At 37.6% G+C, this 17,602-nt stretch carries 18 protein-coding genes; all 18 read left to right on the top strand.

All coding sequences use genetic code 11. The annotated features are described in order from the left end of the window. Positions 1 to 8 precede the first annotated feature (8 nt). Entirely contained in the window at positions 9 to 1,253 is a 1,245-nt protein-coding gene (locus NXG62_RS00905; protein ID WP_083615847.1) for an IS256 family transposase, read from the top strand. Between the two features lie 216 nt (positions 1,254 to 1,469). Continuing rightward, a complete protein-coding gene (locus NXG62_RS00910) occupies positions 1,470 to 2,333 on the top strand; it encodes a hypothetical protein (protein ID WP_427113185.1) in 864 nt (287 codons plus the stop codon). 53 nt (positions 2,334 to 2,386) lie between these two features. Continuing rightward, on the top strand, positions 2,387 to 3,055 hold the full coding sequence (locus NXG62_RS00915) for a hypothetical protein (RefSeq protein WP_427113186.1): 669 nt from the start codon (positions 2,387 to 2,389) through the stop codon (positions 3,053 to 3,055). 221 nt (positions 3,056 to 3,276) lie between these two features. Further along, positions 3,277 to 4,521 carry an IS256 family transposase gene (locus NXG62_RS00920; RefSeq protein WP_083615847.1) on the top strand — a complete coding sequence of 415 codons (1,245 nt, stop codon included), beginning with the start codon at positions 3,277 to 3,279 and terminating at the stop codon, positions 4,519 to 4,521. 72 nt (positions 4,522 to 4,593) lie between these two features. After that, on the top strand, positions 4,594 to 5,871 hold the full coding sequence (locus NXG62_RS00925) for an O-antigen polymerase (protein ID WP_427114298.1): 1,278 nt from the start codon (positions 4,594 to 4,596) through the stop codon (positions 5,869 to 5,871). Next, the gene (locus NXG62_RS00930; protein WP_427113187.1) at positions 5,846 to 7,108 is read left to right on the top strand and encodes a flippase; all 1,263 of its coding nucleotides are present in this window, start codon (positions 5,846 to 5,848) and stop codon (positions 7,106 to 7,108) included. The genes NXG62_RS00925 and NXG62_RS00930 overlap by 26 nt, the downstream gene beginning before the upstream one ends. A gap of 1 nt (position 7,109) precedes the next feature. Beyond that, complete coding sequence (locus tag NXG62_RS00935; RefSeq protein WP_427113188.1) at positions 7,110 to 7,532, top strand: hypothetical protein; 423 nt, start codon at positions 7,110 to 7,112, stop codon at positions 7,530 to 7,532. A 109-nt stretch (positions 7,533 to 7,641) separates the two neighbouring features. Next, positions 7,642 to 9,183 (top strand): IS21 family transposase, encoded by a 1,542-nt coding sequence (gene istA / locus NXG62_RS00940; RefSeq protein WP_427112183.1) that lies wholly within the window; start codon positions 7,642 to 7,644, stop codon positions 9,181 to 9,183. Continuing rightward, a complete protein-coding gene (gene istB / locus NXG62_RS00945; RefSeq protein ID WP_427112184.1) occupies positions 9,177 to 9,956 on the top strand; it encodes an IS21-like element helper ATPase IstB in 780 nt (259 codons plus the stop codon). Before istA ends, istB begins: the two co-directional genes overlap by 7 nt. Before the next feature lie 111 nt (positions 9,957 to 10,067). After that, positions 10,068 to 11,504: a DUF6020 family protein gene (locus tag NXG62_RS00950; RefSeq protein ID WP_427113189.1), complete on the top strand. Its 1,437-nt coding sequence runs from the start codon at positions 10,068 to 10,070 to the stop codon at positions 11,502 to 11,504. A gap of 23 nt (positions 11,505 to 11,527) precedes the next feature. Further along, a complete protein-coding gene (locus NXG62_RS00955; protein ID WP_427113190.1) occupies positions 11,528 to 11,977 on the top strand; it encodes a glycosyltransferase family 2 protein in 450 nt (149 codons plus the stop codon). A gap of 62 nt (positions 11,978 to 12,039) precedes the next feature. Next, positions 12,040 to 13,181, top strand: a protein-coding gene (locus NXG62_RS00960) for an IS3 family transposase (protein WP_427112051.1) whose coding sequence is annotated in 2 segments (ribosomal slippage) — positions 12,040 to 12,292 and positions 12,292 to 13,181 — 1,143 coding nt in all. Because the reading frame shifts where the segments join, the coding sequence is not laid out codon by codon here. 57 nt (positions 13,182 to 13,238) lie between these two features. Beyond that, complete coding sequence (locus NXG62_RS00965) at positions 13,239 to 13,724, top strand: hypothetical protein (RefSeq protein ID WP_427113191.1); 486 nt, start codon at positions 13,239 to 13,241, stop codon at positions 13,722 to 13,724. Beyond that, complete coding sequence (locus NXG62_RS00970; protein ID WP_427113192.1) at positions 13,721 to 14,104, top strand: GtrA family protein; 384 nt, start codon at positions 13,721 to 13,723, stop codon at positions 14,102 to 14,104. Before NXG62_RS00965 ends, NXG62_RS00970 begins: the two co-directional genes overlap by 4 nt. Before the next feature lie 84 nt (positions 14,105 to 14,188). After that, positions 14,189 to 15,067 carry a glucose-1-phosphate thymidylyltransferase RfbA gene (rfbA, locus tag NXG62_RS00975; RefSeq protein WP_427113193.1) on the top strand — a complete coding sequence of 293 codons (879 nt, stop codon included), beginning with the start codon at positions 14,189 to 14,191 and terminating at the stop codon, positions 15,065 to 15,067. 119 nt (positions 15,068 to 15,186) lie between these two features. Further along, entirely contained in the window at positions 15,187 to 15,555 is a 369-nt protein-coding gene (locus tag NXG62_RS00980) for a four helix bundle protein (protein ID WP_427113194.1), read from the top strand. A gap of 138 nt (positions 15,556 to 15,693) precedes the next feature. Beyond that, complete coding sequence (gene rfbB / locus NXG62_RS00985) at positions 15,694 to 16,713, top strand: dTDP-glucose 4,6-dehydratase (RefSeq protein ID WP_427113195.1); 1,020 nt, start codon at positions 15,694 to 15,696, stop codon at positions 16,711 to 16,713. Further along, complete coding sequence (rfbD, locus tag NXG62_RS00990) at positions 16,710 to 17,561, top strand: dTDP-4-dehydrorhamnose reductase (protein ID WP_427113196.1); 852 nt, start codon at positions 16,710 to 16,712, stop codon at positions 17,559 to 17,561. The genes rfbB and rfbD overlap by 4 nt, the downstream gene beginning before the upstream one ends. The last annotated feature ends 41 nt before the right edge of the window (positions 17,562 to 17,602 follow it).

Consider the following 17,602-nt stretch of genomic DNA (forward strand, 5'->3'; position numbering starts at 1 on the left):
CAGCACTGATGAAGAAACGTAGAAACCCGAGTGAGAAAGGCCAGGCAATCGCCAAGCTCATCATGGAACAATACCAGCCGAAGACGCAGGAAGACATGCAGATAGCGCTGAAGGACGTGTTCGGTCCTATCTTCGAAGCTATGCTGCAGGGCGAGATAGATAACCATCTCGGGTATAGCTCCAATGATCATAGCAAGAAGGAAACCTCCAACCGTCGGAATGGCTATACGGAGAAAACCATCCAGACTTCGGTCGGCGAGGTCCCCATCCGCGTCCCACGGGACCGCGAATCTACCTTCGAGCCCCAGGTAGTCCCCAAACGCACCAAGGATGTCACAGGGATCGAGAGCAAGGTACTGGCCATGTATGCACGCGGCATGAGCCAGCGGGATATTGCCAAGACGATTGATGACATCTATGGATTCGAGCTGTCCGCAGAGAGCATCTCGAACATCACAGACCGAGTGATGGACGAAGTCCAGCATTGGCAGACACGTCCTCTGAACCCCTTCTACCCCTTCTTGTTCGTAGACTGCCTGTACGTCTCTGTACGCAAGGATTATGAGACCAAGAACCACGCTGTCTACGTCATCCTCGGCTATGACATCAATGGCTCGAAGGATGTCCTGGGCCTTTGGATGAACGAGACGGAGGGCAAACATAACTGGATGCAGATATTCGATGAGCTGAAGGCCCGTGGCGTTGAAGATGTCGGATTCATCTGCATGGATGGTGTCTCCGGTTTGGAAGAGGGAGCAAAGTCCATCTTCCCCCAGGTGGTCGTGCAGCGCTGCATCGTCCATCTGATCCGCAACTCCATCAAGTACATCCCATCCAAGGATTACAAGGCCTACACGACCCAGCTCAGGAAGGTCTATGGAGCCGTGAACCTGAAGAGTGCTGAGGCCGAATTCGAGCGGTTCAAGCAGGCCTGGAGCCAGTACCCCGGTGCGGTAGAAACATGGAAGCGGAACTGGCAGCATGTCCAGCAACTATTCAACTATGGCAGTGCCGTAAGGAAGGTGATGTATACCACCAATGCGATAGAGAGCGTGAATTCCAGCTTCCGAAAAGTCACCAAGAAGGGCTCGTTCTCCAGCGAGGAATCTGTCTTCAAGGTTCTCTATCTCAGGGTAAAGGAACTCTATGCCAAGTGGGAAGGGCATCATATCCAGAACTGGGCGATGGTCAGAAACCAGTTGGCTATGGATGATAAGCTGCAAGCTCGTATCCTGAAATACGAGAAATTTTAAAGCCAGCAATCACTGGTAACGCATCTTCTTTTATGATACCTAAAAAAACTTACACACTTAACTTGACAAACCCATTTTTATGCATCAAGAAGATCAATTATTACTACACTTTTTAGTTTTGATGATACGCTTGAAAAGATGCTTTCTCATTATAATTCTTGGCCTTACCTGTTTAATATTAAATTTTTGTTTAATAAGTTGGGTTTAGATTTTGTAATGTTTAAAGCATTAGTTTCAAAATACAATATTTCAGATACGGAGCAATTTACTTATGACACTTTATTACAGAACAAAAATATCAGATTGCTTTTTGATGATTTAAAACCATATATTTTTAAAAATTCTGACAGGTCTTTTGACGTATTATTAAAATATCTTTGTCAGGTTGATATGTCCGGTAAAGTCGCAATGGTAGATATTGGTGCTGGGTGTAGCATAGAAATAGCTTTTAGAGAATTTATAGAAAAGGCGAATTTAGATATTAATCTATGGGCATTTAATATGCAAACTTATAAAGAAGAAACAGATAAAAGAAAAAACTATATAGATACAAGTGCTAATAATAGGGAAATATATAGTATATGGCATTTTTGCTATATGTTGCTGGAAGTGTTTTTAAGTGCTCCACATGGAACGGTGTTAGGATATAAGGTAAATAATAATGTTGTGAGTCCGATTTTAGAAAACTATGAGTATGCTGACAGGGATGGAAAAGTAGATGAACCCGTAATGATATCCAATTTACAGCAGGGAGCATTAGATTTTGTTGAGAAATATGATGATCAATTGGCTGGCAATATACTAATATCAAATAACTTGGCACTTAAGAATTTTAAAAAATTTGGTTTGACACCATGCCTTGCTGATCTAACTGAATGGGGTGATTTTAGGTTTGCCAGTGACAGGTTTGAATCTTTAGTTAAATGCAAAGACCTTAAAACATATATTGTTAATCCACATTTATTTATTAATGATTTTAAAAATAGTATGTGGCCTGCGGGTTTTTTGCTGCACTGTTTTAAAAGTAAGAAAATAAATACAGGAATTTATAAGTTATATAAATATTATAAGTCACATTAATTTTAATTTTCACATCGTGATTAAAACTATATTAAATTATAGGGGGATACTATATGATTCGTGAAATTGTTATTAACATAAAAAAAAAATGGTTGATAATTTGTGCTTGTGCTGTTGTATGTTCTTGTTTATTAATGGGTGAAAAATTAGTATTTAACCAATATGTAGTTCAAAGTGGCAATGTGCATTTTGAAACAATTGTAGAAGTAGACAATCATAAAAAAAATAGTGTTCCTTTTTATGAAAATAGAATTAAATATGATAAATTTTTTCAGACCTATGCATTTATGAATAGTTTTATCAGAGATACAGAACAAAAAATAGATTATAATAAATTAAATACAAATTGGAATAAGATGTCACAAGATGAAAAACTTAAATGGATGCAGAAAAAATTAATCGTTAATGATTTTAATGATGGAGTATTTCAAATTGTTTTTTATTTAGATATTACTGATTCTAAAGACATGGATTATATAAAAACAAATGCTGAATTACTTCCAAAGATTATTTTGGGAGAGTTTAGTAAACAAATAAATTTAATTGATGCTAATGATAAATTGAAAATAGTAAATGAAACTCAATTATTTCCTGAAGTACAACCTGTATCAAAAGGGAAAATTGTTGTAAATTATGGTATATTAGGAGGAATATTGGGTATAATAATTGGCATGATCACTGTGACGGTTAATACATTGTGTGTGTTGGGGAAGAAAAAATGAGTTATGCCATTAACGTTAATTATATATATATCCTTTTTGTTATTTTATTATCCATCTCATTGTTCTTGCTTTTACTAAGCAAAGGGGATATGTTTAATGGGAGTGTAAAATGAAGTGTGTAAGTTACCGGTAACCAATTTACTAACTTACGCACTTCATTTTTTTGTCGAGGTGCGGTACACTATCAGAAAGCAGGTTGAAAGGAATTGAGTACAGCACTGATGAAGAAACGTAGAAACCCGAGTGAGAAAGGCCAGGCAATCGCCAAGCTCATCATGGAACAATACCAGCCGAAGACGCAGGAAGACATGCAGATAGCGCTGAAGGACGTGTTCGGTCCTATCTTCGAAGCTATGCTGCAGGGCGAGATAGATAACCATCTCGGGTATAGCTCCAATGATCATAGCAAGAAGGAAACCTCCAACCGTCGGAATGGCTATACGGAGAAAACCATCCAGACTTCGGTCGGCGAGGTCCCCATCCGCGTCCCACGGGACCGCGAATCTACCTTCGAGCCCCAGGTAGTCCCCAAACGCACCAAGGATGTCACAGGGATCGAGAGCAAGGTACTGGCCATGTATGCACGCGGCATGAGCCAGCGGGATATTGCCAAGACGATTGATGACATCTATGGATTCGAGCTGTCCGCAGAGAGCATCTCGAACATCACAGACCGAGTGATGGACGAAGTCCAGCATTGGCAGACACGTCCTCTGAACCCCTTCTACCCCTTCTTGTTCGTAGACTGCCTGTACGTCTCTGTACGCAAGGATTATGAGACCAAGAACCACGCTGTCTACGTCATCCTCGGCTATGACATCAATGGCTCGAAGGATGTCCTGGGCCTTTGGATGAACGAGACGGAGGGCAAACATAACTGGATGCAGATATTCGATGAGCTGAAGGCCCGTGGCGTTGAAGATGTCGGATTCATCTGCATGGATGGTGTCTCCGGTTTGGAAGAGGGAGCAAAGTCCATCTTCCCCCAGGTGGTCGTGCAGCGCTGCATCGTCCATCTGATCCGCAACTCCATCAAGTACATCCCATCCAAGGATTACAAGGCCTACACGACCCAGCTCAGGAAGGTCTATGGAGCCGTGAACCTGAAGAGTGCTGAGGCCGAATTCGAGCGGTTCAAGCAGGCCTGGAGCCAGTACCCCGGTGCGGTAGAAACATGGAAGCGGAACTGGCAGCATGTCCAGCAACTATTCAACTATGGCAGTGCCGTAAGGAAGGTGATGTATACCACCAATGCGATAGAGAGCGTGAATTCCAGCTTCCGAAAAGTCACCAAGAAGGGCTCGTTCTCCAGCGAGGAATCTGTCTTCAAGGTTCTCTATCTCAGGGTAAAGGAACTCTATGCCAAGTGGGAAGGGCATCATATCCAGAACTGGGCGATGGTCAGAAACCAGTTGGCTATGGATGATAAGCTGCAAGCTCGTATCCTGAAATACGAGAAATTTTAAAGCCAGCAATCACTGGTAACGCATCTTCTTTTATGATACCTAAAAAAACTTACACACTTAACTTGACAAACCCTGTTTAATCCTAGTTTCATTATGAGTATTACCATGACTGCAAGTGTTTTTTTTGCTATGATTAATGTGGAGCGTTGGGATCTGCATGTAGAGAGTAAAACTTGTTTTGCAATTATTAGTGGCATTATTGCTTTTGCCATAGGAGGAGTGTGGTGCTCTTATAGATTGAATTCGATAAGAGCACGTATTGAATTCAATAGTGTAAAACATTATTTTCCATATCAAATAAATGGTTATATTTTATTTATTCTTTCTTCAATAATGTTGGTTTTATGTTATTTTAGTTTAAACGAATTATACGAGTTGTCCGTTTTGCTTGGTAATGATGCTGGATATGCTCATATGATTAGTGTGGTGCGGCCGGCTATAGAAGAACATAAAATTGTATTATCAAGATGGATGAATTATCGTCACCTTTTGGCACAGAGTATTACATATTTTTATCTGTATATTATTATATATAATGCCATTTTTACTGGTTTTAAAAGGAACCAATTATTGATGTTGATACCAGTTTGTTTTTATATTCCTTTTATTATATTGACCACAGGGCGCATGGCATTAATGATAATGATAATTTATTGTGTAGTAACAATTGGTGTTTTATACCCTAAAAAATATGGACAGTCTATAAAAGTAAGACTTAAGTTACTTGGAATATTAAGTATGGCAGGTCTTTTTTTTACTATAGTATTTTTACTTTTAGGTTTTTTTACTGGTAAAGTTATTGGAGAAAATCGCACCCCGTTTATTATTTTTTCTCATTATGCGGGATTGTCTATTCCGGCACTAGATGCTTTATTAAATAAATCAATAATTGTAAGTAATTATATAGGAAGTAATACTATGTTGGGAATATATCGTATTGCTAATGGATTAGGAATGCATTTGCCAGAAGTGCAGATTTTTTTACCTTTCACTCAATTTAACCATATAGATACCAATGTTTATACAGCAATGGGACGATATATTTGTGATTTTGGATATATTGGTATGATGATGGTAATGTGGATTTTGGGAGTTCTTTATACAAGTTTATATACTTTAGTGATGTCAAATAAAGTAAGACCATTTTTGATTATTCTTTATGCAACATATTCTTTCCCATTATTTTTATCATCTATTGATGAGCGTTTTTTTTTGGATATACTTGGAACATCTTTAATATATACAATTATTATATCTTTGATTCTTTACCAATTACTATTATCCGAAAATACATTCAATTTATATAAAGGAGTTTGCAAAGCCAGTGGTAATAAAAATAAAACCCCATAAGTTGTCAGAAAATATAGCATCGTTGTTGGGCTTAAAGGGTCTAGAATATATTTTAAATTTTATATTATTACCTTTTTTAGTGCGTGTTTTAGGAGTGGAAAGATTTGGCGCTATTGCATTTATGCAAGGTATTGTTCAATATTTCATCATATTAGTTGATTATGGCTTTAATATGACAGCTCCGAGAGATATAGCTAGAGCGAAGAGTACAAATGAAGTGGCCCAAATTTTTTCAAATGTTATAACATCTAAAATTATAATATGTTTTATTTCTACGATATTATTTTTATCAGGATTAGTTATATTTCAAAGCTATGTCAATATAGATATACTGTTGTTTTTTGCTGTATATACTATGGTAATAGGAAATATTGTATTTCCTATTTGGTTTTTTCAAGGAATCCAACAAATGCGGTATATTACTATTGTTAATATATTAGCGCGTATTATTACAGTGAGCTTAATATTACTTTTTGTACGCAGACCTGAAGATTACTTATTAGCAGCTTTTTTACAGGCATGTACCACAGTATTTGCAGGAGCATTTTCTTTTTATGTTTTATACACGGAGTATCGTTTTGTTTTTTGTCATCCAACCATTTGTAAAATAAAGAAAACATTAATTAATGGATGGCACATATTTTTATCAACAATAGCTATAAACATATATACTGCAACAAATTTAGTTATACTGGGATTAATAACTAATAATACAGTTGTTGGATATTTTAGCGCAGCAAATAAGATTATTGATAGTGTAAAAGGTTTGATGAACACTGTAACTCAGGCTGTTTATCCTCATGTTAGTCAATTATTGTGTAATTCAAGAGAACATGCAATTACTTTTTTGCATAAGTTTTTAAAAATATATTGTGGACTTAATTTATTGGGTTCAGTTTTATTGTTTGCGTTAGCATGGATTATTGTTAGAATATTATTTGGATTAGGGTATGAAGAATCAATGCATATACTACAAATAATGGCATTGCTTCCAGCTGTAATTTCTGTCAGCAATGTTTTTGGGATTCAAACTATGCTTAATTTTGGATGGCAGAAAGAATTTAGTAAAATATTGGTTGGTGCAGCAATTTTCAATTTAATTATAGTTGTACCCTTAGCTATAATATGGCATGGGGAAGGTGTTGCTGTTTCTATGGTTTTAACAGAATTGTTAGTAACGATATGCACATCATATTTTATTTTAAAAGTGAAACACATTAATTTATTGGAGCTATAGTATGGAATATGCTAATAAAACAATTAAAATTATTGTATTATCATTTTTAATTTCTATTCTTATTTGTTTTTTTAATTTCGATTTTAAAAGAAATGAGTTTGAAACCGGTTATTGGATTTACAATCAATTATTATATAATGTTAATCAAAAGAAAACTATATTATATTTTGTTTTTGGGATTTTATTTTCATTTGCATATGGTAAAGTAGCTAAACAAACTACTGAAATTACGATTAAACTTTATATAATAATATTTTCATCATGTATGTCTTTTGTTATATATTTAGGAAAAAGTTATTATTTATTATCATCTTGGGCATTAATGTTTTCGAGTATATATAATTTATTATTTTCTGTGACAGTTATCGCTTTAGGTGGTATTTGTATATTCCAACAAAATAGTGCAGTCTTGCCGACAATTTAGTGCGTATCTTTCCGATAATTAAGTGCACTCATTTTCGATAACAGTGCATGCCCTATATAATGAAAATGGCACACATACGTGTGACTATCATTATTGGAGGTCGATAATCATGTTAAATTATCGAGAAATCATCAGGCTTAAAAGCCTGGGGTACAGCAACTTGCGTGTCGGCAACAGTTGTGGAAGTTCCCGGAATACTATCGCCGAAGTATGGAAATTAGCTCAAGACAAAGAGTTAACATGGCCAATTCCAAATAATCTTACAAATAAGGATCTATCTGCTATTCTCTACCCTGGACGACTCACGTCTCAAGGACGAAAACTCCCTGATTATGAGTATATTTACAAAGAGCTGGCGAAACCAGGAGTTACGCTTTCCCTGTTGTGGTCGGAATACTGTGAGAAATGTCGACATGAAGGAATGATTCCCTATCAGCATTCCCAATTCAGTGACAAGTACCATGCATACGCTGCTTCAAAGAAGGCAACCCTTAGGATAACAAGAAAACCGGGAGAAATCATGGAGGTCGACTGGGTTGGAAATACATTGTCTGTTATTGATGAAACAACAGGAGAAGAAATAAAAGCTTATGTTTTTGTGGCATGCCTACCATGCAGCCTTTACAGTTATGCCGAAGCATTTCCAGACATGAAGTCCAATCACTGGATTGAAGCCCATGTTCATGCTTACTCTTTCTTTGGTGGCGTAACCCGCATTCTTGTACCAGATAATCTCAAAACAGGAGTGATTAAAAACACAAGCACAGAGCTCATTTTAAACCATTCCTACCATGAGATGGCAGAACATTATGGCACCGCCATAATTCCAGCTAGGCCATTCACTCCACGAGATAAAGCTAATGCTGAGCGAACCGTTGGCGTTATTGAAACCTGGATTTTGGCAGCAATTCGCAACAGGAAGTGTTTTTCCTTTACGGAAGTAAATGCCGTAATCCTTGAAAAGCTTACAGAATTCAACAAAAAACCGTTTCAAAAGAAGAAAGGAAGCAGATTCACAGCATTTGAAGAGGAAGAAAAGGACTTCCTCATGCCACTGCCTGCTTCCCCGTATGAGACGGCTATCTGGTCGAAAGCCACCATACAACCCGATTATCTCATACCCGTCGGGAATTGCAAGTATTCTGTGCCATATGAATTTATTGGTAAAAAAATTGAGGTACGAACCACGGAAAAGACAATAGAGATGTTTTTCCATGGACAAAGAATTGCTTCGCATATCCGTAGAGCATACTCCCAAGAACCAATTTATGTACCTGAACATATGCCGGCAAACCACAGGCAGTATCTTGCATACAACAGTGAGAATTTTCTTAAATGGGGTGAAAACATAGGGGATAACGCGCTGCTTGTTATTAAAAACTTTCTATATATGCATAAGATAGAAAGACAGGGCTACAAATCCTGTGTTTCGTTAATGAGACTAGCAGACCGCTATTCTACAAACAGGCTCGAACAAGCATGCGGTACCGCTTTAACATATACCCCAAGTCCCAGCCTTAAAAATATTGCAACAATTCTTAAAAACGGTCTGGACAAAGTTAAGGTAAAGCCCCCGTCCTTACAATCTGATACATCTCACGGCATAACACGCGGTGCAGCATATTTCCGGGGAGGTAAAGAAAAATGTTAAAACAATCCACTGTTGATAAACTACATGATATGCGTTTGTCCGAAATGGCCGCTGTTTTTGAAGAACAATGCAATGATAAATATTTCGACAATCTCTCCTTCGAAGACAGAATCGGGATGATGATTGATCGAGAATGGACTAAACGCCAAAACACGAAGATGAACAAGCTTATTCATACAGCAGCATTTCGTTATCCAGATGCCTGCGTTGAAAATATTGAATACCAGCCTGACAGGAACCTTGATAAAGCACTAATTAATTCGTTTGCTACTTGCCAATACATTCGTGAAAGTCACCATATTATTCTGAAAGGAGCATCTGGAAATGGGAAAACATATATTGCCTGTGCCCTTGGCAATGCTGCCTGCAGAAACTACTTAAAGGTTCGGTATATAAGGTTGCCAGAGCTTCTGGATGAACTGGCAATTGCTCATGGTGAAGGAACATTTGAAAAGCTCATTAAATCTTACCAAAAAGTTGGATTGCTGATCGTAGATGAATTCTTGTTAACACCTTTATCCAGTGATCAGGCAAGAGAATTGCTAGAAATTATTGAAGCAAGAAGCGTTAAGGGATCTGTGATATTCTGCACACAATTTGAACCAGGCGACTGGTACAACAGGATTGGTACAGAAAGTGATGCCACCGTATCTGAAGCCATTATTGACAGGATTGTACACAACAGTTATGAAGTCTTTATTGACGGACAGGTTTCAATGCGCGAACGTCACGGGTTAAAACAATCTGCACAACAAAAAACATTAAGTTATTAAAAGGTTTACGACTGCATAGCTTCCGGGAGCACTGCACTGAATTTTCGGGAGCTATGCACTAAATTTCTAGAAAGGGGTGCACTAAAACTTCGGAAAGATTGCACTTTAGGAATGGAATATTCAGGTATTGCACTAAATTATATTTTCCTGCTAGAATATTTTTGTTTAAATAATTTTAAATTAAAATTTTCATTGTATTATAATTCCAAACAGCATTGGTTAATGTATGCTTTTATATTGTTTTTTTTAATAAACAGTGTGTATCTATCAGCTTTTTACCCAGGAACTGTTACCTATGATGGATGTTTTCAGATAGCAGAGTATTATGGGTACCGAGACTTAAGCAATCATTTACCAGTAATGGCTACTTTAATTGAAGGGACAATTTTTAATATTGGTTCGAAATTTGGGGGACAGAATTTTGGATTGTTTACTTATGTTTTTTTACAGATGTTATTTCAATCGTATGTTTTTGCATATGCAGTTAAAGTGGTTGCATGTATAACTCACAATAAAATATTAACTGTATTTACAATACTATTTTTTGTAGCGAATCCATTGTTTCCTATATGGGGAATATGTTTTGTAAAGGATACAATTTATTACATAGCTTTTTTGTGGATGTTTTTAATTATTATAGAGATTACCGAAAAATGGTATACTGATGAGTGCACAATAGTATTGCAATTATTTTTAGCTACTTTAATAGTTTGTATATTTAGAAATAATGGTTTATATGTTATTTTACCATCATTATTATTTTTGATATTTGCTATCAAAAATAATAAAAAAATAAAACTAATGCTCTTAATTAATTGTATTTTTCTCAGTGTGTTTTTCATAGGATGGTCAAAAATATTAACTATATATAACATACCACAACCGGTTGAGGAAGCATTATCTATACCATTTCAACAAACAGCACGCTTATATTGGGAAAATAAAGAAATTAATGCTAACGATGATATTGTTGTGCAAAATATTTTTCAAGGGAAAAAACTTAAAGATTTATATAATCCGGAATTGGCTGATCCAGTTAAGTTTTCATTTAAGTGGGGAGAGGAAAATAGAAAACTTTGGAAGGAGATTTATTTAAAATACTTTACCAAATATCCGACTGTATATGTAGAAGCTTTTTTAAATCAGAATTATGGTTATTTATATCCTTTAAAAAAAGCTAATGATATTGGTGCTTATGTAATTCCTAAAGATGTTGGAATTTATAGTGATAAGATAGTATTAAATAATACATCACCTTTTAATAGACTTAGAGTTTTTTTGTGTAAAGTTCCTCAATTATATGTTAAATTGCCTGTTTTATGTTTACTATACAATTGTAGCTTTTATATGTGGACTATATTGTTTTTTACTGGTCTATTGCTTGTAGAGAAAAAAGTTAGTTCTTGTATTTTAAGTATGCCATTATTGTTATCCGTAGGGGTTTGTTTCTTATCACCAGTTGATGCTTGCATTAGATATATGTTGCCCATCATTGTTGTATTTCCTGTTTTTGTTTCCTATTTTATTTTTAAATTTAAAGAAACTTGAGTGTTCTTAATAGGGGAAAGATTATGTATAAAATTGCCGTTTTAATTCCTTGTTATAATGAAAGCAAAACAATTGCTAAAGTAATAAAAGATTATAAAAATGCTTTGCCTGAAGCAGATATTTTTGTGTATGATAATAATTCGTCAGATGGTACAGATACAATAGCAAGGCAAGTAGGTGCTATTGTACATTATGAATATAGGCAAGGAAAAGGCAATGTTATTCGTTCTATGTTTCGTGATATAGATGCTGATTGCTATTTAATGATTGATGGGGACGATACGTATCCGTCGGAAAATGCCAAGAAAATGTGTAGCTTAGTATTGCAAGGTAAAGCGGATATGGTGATAGGAGATCGATTATCATCTACATATTTTAAGGAAAATAAACGACCGTTTCATAATTTCGGTAATATTATAGTACGAAAATGTATTAATACATTTTGGCATTCCACAAAACCTGTAGTGGTATAGTGAAGTTGTAACACCTCTGTCTAATAGAGTACAATGAATCTATCAGAGAAAGAGGGATAAACATGAAGCAATATGATGAAGAATTTAAGAAGAAAATAATTCGCCTTCATTTAGAAGAAGGACGGAGCTTAAGAGGGCTAGCCGATGAATATGGTGTATCAAAAGCCGCTATATCAAAATGGACTAAGTTATATCGCGAAGAATGCCAAACAACAGCAAGCAGCCAATCAGAATATGATTATATGAAAGAAAGCCTGAAACTAAGGAAGCAGCTAGAAGAAGTGGAAAAGGAAAATCGTTTCCTAAAAAAAGCGGCGGCATTCTTTGCGAAAGAAATCGAATAAAAAGGTATCAGTTTATCAAAAGATATCACCCAGAGTTTGGTCTCCGGTGGCTCTTGCGGAAATTCAAGTTAAGTCCAAACGCTTATTATAATTTCATCAAAAATAAAAAGAAGCAAAAATACATTGAGAAAACAAAGATTCTGAAGGTCATTAGCAAGTTATATCACGATATGAATGGCGTGATAGGCCATCGCATAATGCGGGTGTTTTTAGCACGAAAAAATATCTATTTAAGTAAAACTACCATTCATAAATATATGAATAAGCAGTTAGGCTTAAAATCCATTGTAAGGCGGAAAAAACCAGGCTATGTAAAAGGGAAAGCGCATAAGATATTTTCTAATCTTTTACATCAAGACTTTACTGCTGAATCAAAGAATAGCAAATGGTGTACCGATTTTACGTACTTATTTTTAACAGATGGCCGCCCGCGTTATAATTGTGCCATCATGGATCTTTATGACCGCAGTGTCGTTGCCAGTATAAATGGAAAAGAACTAACGAGTGATCTTGCTATTCGAACTGTGAAAAAGGCGCTGAATTCTCAAGCGGCGGTTAAACAACCGCTTATCCTTCATAGTGATCAGGGGGCACAATTTAGTTCAAAGGAGTTTGTCTCTTTCTGCAAGTCGGTAAAAATAACCCAAAGCATGAGTAAAGCAGGCTGTCCCTATGATAATGCACCCATGGAAAGATATTACAACACGCTGAAAAATGAAGAGATCAACTTACATTACTACCATTCGGAGAAAGAACTTGACCAAGCTGTCCATGATTTTGCCTATATTTGGTATAACCATGTACGGCCCCATTCTTACAACAACAATATGACTCCATTTGAGGCCAGATTTAGACGTTAAAAAAGTAGACTCAAGTGTTACAAAAATGCTTGACCACTACAACCAATTGTTGATGTAATGACTGGATATCGTGCTTTTAGTCCTATATTTGTTAAGAGCTTCCCCATTCTTTCGCAAGGATTTGAGATTGAAACAGAAATGACGATACATGCACTAGATAAGAATTTATTAATAACAAGTGTTCCTGTTCAGTATAGAGATAGACCAATAGGGAGTGAAAGCAAGTTAAACACCTATAGTGATGGTATTAAAGTTCTACTTACTATTTTTAATTTATATCGCAATTATAAGCCATTGAATTTTTTTGGGACAGCCGCATTTATAATGGCTGTATTAGCTGTTATTTTATTTATACCTGTTTTTATAGAATACTTGGAGATTGGATTGGTCCCTCGTATACCCACGTTGATTATTAGTGTTATTCTTATGTTGGCAGCTTTTTTGTCAAGTGTATGTGGTTTGATTCTAGATACAATAGCTAATAATAGTAGAAAAAATTTTGAAATACAAATGAATATTATTAGGATGATGTTGAAACGATGAAAAGTGAACAGAAATATGAGGTTTTTCGATTTTGCATAGTCGGGGGATTATCATTTTTAGTGGATTATGCTTTATTATTTGTTTGTACAGAGTTGATACATATTTTTTATTGGTATTCATCAGCAATTTCATTTACAGTTTCTGTTATTTTTAATTACTGGCTTTGTATAGTGTTTGTGTTTAAAGGGGCAGAGGCGCGAAATACACGGCAAGCTATACTGTTTATTGCTTCCAGCATAGTAGGACTTGGGATAAATCAATTGTGTATGTGGATGTTTGTCGAATTCATAGGAATTTATTATATGATAGCCAAAATAGTTGCGACAATTATTGTCACTTTTTGGAATTATGTGATGAAACGAAAGGCTGTCCAAGGATAATCCACGTAGTGGATGAATATATTTGTGATGTTGTTGTGCGAATTCAATGTAGTTGAATACCAACATTTACTTTGAGGTGATTGCATGAAAGGAATAGTATTAGCAGGAGGCAGCGGTACACGTTTGTATCCGCTGACCATGGTAACGTCGAAGCAGCTGTTGCCGGTGTATGATAAGCCGATGATTTATTATCCGTTGTCGACATTGATGATGGCGGGGATTCGGGATATTTTGATTATTTCTACGCCGGCGGATCTGCCGAATTTTGAGAGATTATTGGGAAATGGAACCCGGTATGGACTGCATTTATCCTATAAGGTACAGCCTAAGCCGGAAGGACTGGCACAGGCTTTTATTTTAGGCGAGGAGTTTATAGCCGGCGACCGATGTGCGATGATACTGGGGGATAATATCTTTTATGGGGCAGGTCTTCGGGGATATTTAAGGGAAGCGGCTGCCAATGAGCAGGGGGCAACTGTTTTTGGATATTATGTGGACGACCCGAAACGATTCGGGGTAATCGAATTCGATGTAACCGGAAAAGCGGTTTCTATTGAGGAAAAACCGATGCACCCAAAATCGAACTATGCTGTGACGGGACTATATTTTTATGATGCCAAGGTTTGTGAATATGCAAAGAGGGTGACACCGTCAGCACGCGGCGAATTGGAAATCACGGATTTGAATAAGGTATATCTGGATGAAGGAGCACTTCATGTGGTAACTTTAGGACGCGGCTATGCCTGGTTGGATACGGGTACAATCAAAAGTTTGAGTGAAGCAGGAGAGTTTGTAAAGGCAGTGGAAAATCGTGCCGGCATGCAGATTTCCGCTTTGGAAGAGATAGCCTATGAACAGGGCTGGATAGATAAAGAGACATTGGCAAAGAGTGCTGAAAAATATGGAAAGTCTCCCTATGGACAATATTTACAAAACGTGGTAGATGGGAAGATTTTAAAGTAATTGCAAGCGGTTGTGGATAAAAGATTGTACGGTTGTAGAAAAAATGCGGTAATGCGGTTGTGAGTTGTGATTTAAAGAATATGATAAAATAGTATGAGTCGTATATAAGAGTTGGTGAATTGGCTTTACGATATTATCAGGATTTGGTTGTTTGGCAACGTAGTATGGAATTGGTGAAAGAGATATATAGTCTAATTAAATATTTGCCAAAAGAAGAATTGTATGGTTTATCAGATCAAATGCGACGAGCAGCTGTTTCTATTCCTTCGAATATAGCAGAAGGACAGGCACGATATTCGAATAAGGATTTTATTAGATTTTTGTATATTTCTCGAGGATCTATTGCAGAACTAGAAACGCAGCTTCAAATTTGTATGCATTTGGAGTATGTTACAAGCGCTGAAATAGACAAGGCCATGGGATTATGTCACCATGTGAGTAAACTTTTGAACACATTGATTAAAACATTAAAAGAAAATGGCAATTAATGTCCATTTAAAAAACGTACAACTGCTTTTCCTACAACTGTTTTTCTTGCAACCGCTTTTATTACAACTGATTCTATCATAACCCAATTTATTACAACCCAATCCAACAAATTTTATGGAAAGGTGTGGGAGCTACACATGAAACTATTAATCACCGGCGGAGCCGGATTTATCGGGGGGAATTTTGTTCATAGGATGCTACGGCAGCATCCAAAGGATAGTGTTATTTGTCTGGATGCGCTGACCTATGCCGGGAATATGGAAACCTTGGCACCTGTGATGAATAATCCTCATTTTACCTTTATAAAAGGGGATATTGCCGACCGACCATTCGTATACCAGTTATTTGAGGCGGAAAAACCGGATATCCTTGTGAATTTTGCGGCAGAAAGCCATGTGGACCGTTCCATCATCGATCCGGAAATATTCCTGCGTACCAATATGATGGGAACGTCGGTATTGCTGGATGCCTGCCGGATATACGGCATTACCCGGTACCATCAGGTATCTACGGATGAAGTATATGGGGATCTGCCGCTGGACCGGCCGGATTTGTTCTTTACGGAGAAAACACCGCTCCATACCTCCAGTCCGTATTCGGCCTCGAAAGCAGGGGCGGATCTGCTGGTACAGGCGTATTATCGAACATATGGCTTGCCGGTTACCATTTCCCGGTGTTCAAATAATTATGGACCCTATCATTTTCCGGAGAAACTGATTCCCTTGATGATTACCCGCGCACTGCAGGATAAGCCGCTGCCTGTATACGGAAAAGGGGCCAATGTACGGGATTGGCTGTATGTGGAGGATCATTGCAGCGCCATTGACTTGATTATCCGAAGCGGCAGAGTGGGAGAAATATACAATATTGGCGGCCATAATGAACAGACGAATTTGTGTGTGGTCCAGACGATTGTAAAGGCGTTGGGAAAAAGTGAAGATTTGATTCACTTTGTAACCGATCGACCCGGGCATGATCGGCGGTATGCGATTGACCCGACAAAAATACGGAAAGAACTTGGCTGGGAACCGACAACCCGGTTTACAGAAGGGATTCAGGAAACCATTGCGTGGTATTTGCATCATAAACCGTGGTGGGAACATATCCTAAGCGGGGAATATAAAAATTATGATAGAAAGATGCAGGGTGAACTATGATGAAAGTAGCAGTGACAGGAGTAGGCGGACAGCTGGGGTATGAAGTGGTACAGGAATTGAGACGGTGTGGAATCGACTGTGTGGGGGCGGATCTGGCCGAATTTGATATTACGGATTTTGCGGCAGCCCATCGTTTCCTTACGGGGTACGGTGCCGATGCGGTAATCCACTGCAGTGCGTATACAGCCGTAGATAAAGCGGAAAGCAATCGGGATATATGTCATAAGGTAAATGTGCTGGGGACTGAAAACATAGCAAAAATATGCAGGGAAATGAAGGCCAAGATGGTGTATATCAGTACGGACTATGTATTTGACGGGAAGGGAACCGCTTTTCGCAAGCCAGAGGATCCGGCAGCGCCGTTGAACTTCTATGGCCAGACAAAATGGGAAGGGGAAGAAGCGGTGCGGAAATATGCAGTGAAGCATTTTATCGTGCGTATTTCCTGGGCCTTTGGTAAAAACGGCAGTAATTTTATCAAGACGATGCTGCGGTTGGGGAAGGAACAGGACGAAGTAAGCGTGGTAGACGATCAGATCGGATCTCCTACGTATATGGCAGATCTGGCACCGCTTTTATGTGATATGGTACGGAGTGAAGCCTATGGGACGTATCATGCGACGAATGAAGGAATCTGTTCGTTTGCGGAATTTGCAGAAGAAATTTTCCGCCAGGCAGGGATTCCGTGCCGGGTAAAGCATATCCCGACCAGTGCATATCCGACTCCGGCCAAGCGACCGTTGAACAGCCGCATGAGTAAAGACAAGCTGGTGCAGAATGGATTTCGTACCCTGCCGGATTGGCAGGATGCCGTACGGCGGTTTTTGATAGAAGAGGGAATAGATTAAAAGGCGGATGTAGTAAAGATAAAGATGGTTGTAGTAAAGAT

The sequence above is a fragment of the Megasphaera sueciensis genome (assembly GCF_050219315.1).
Lineage (GTDB): Bacteria > Bacillota > Negativicutes > Veillonellales > Megasphaeraceae > Megasphaera_A > Megasphaera_A sueciensis.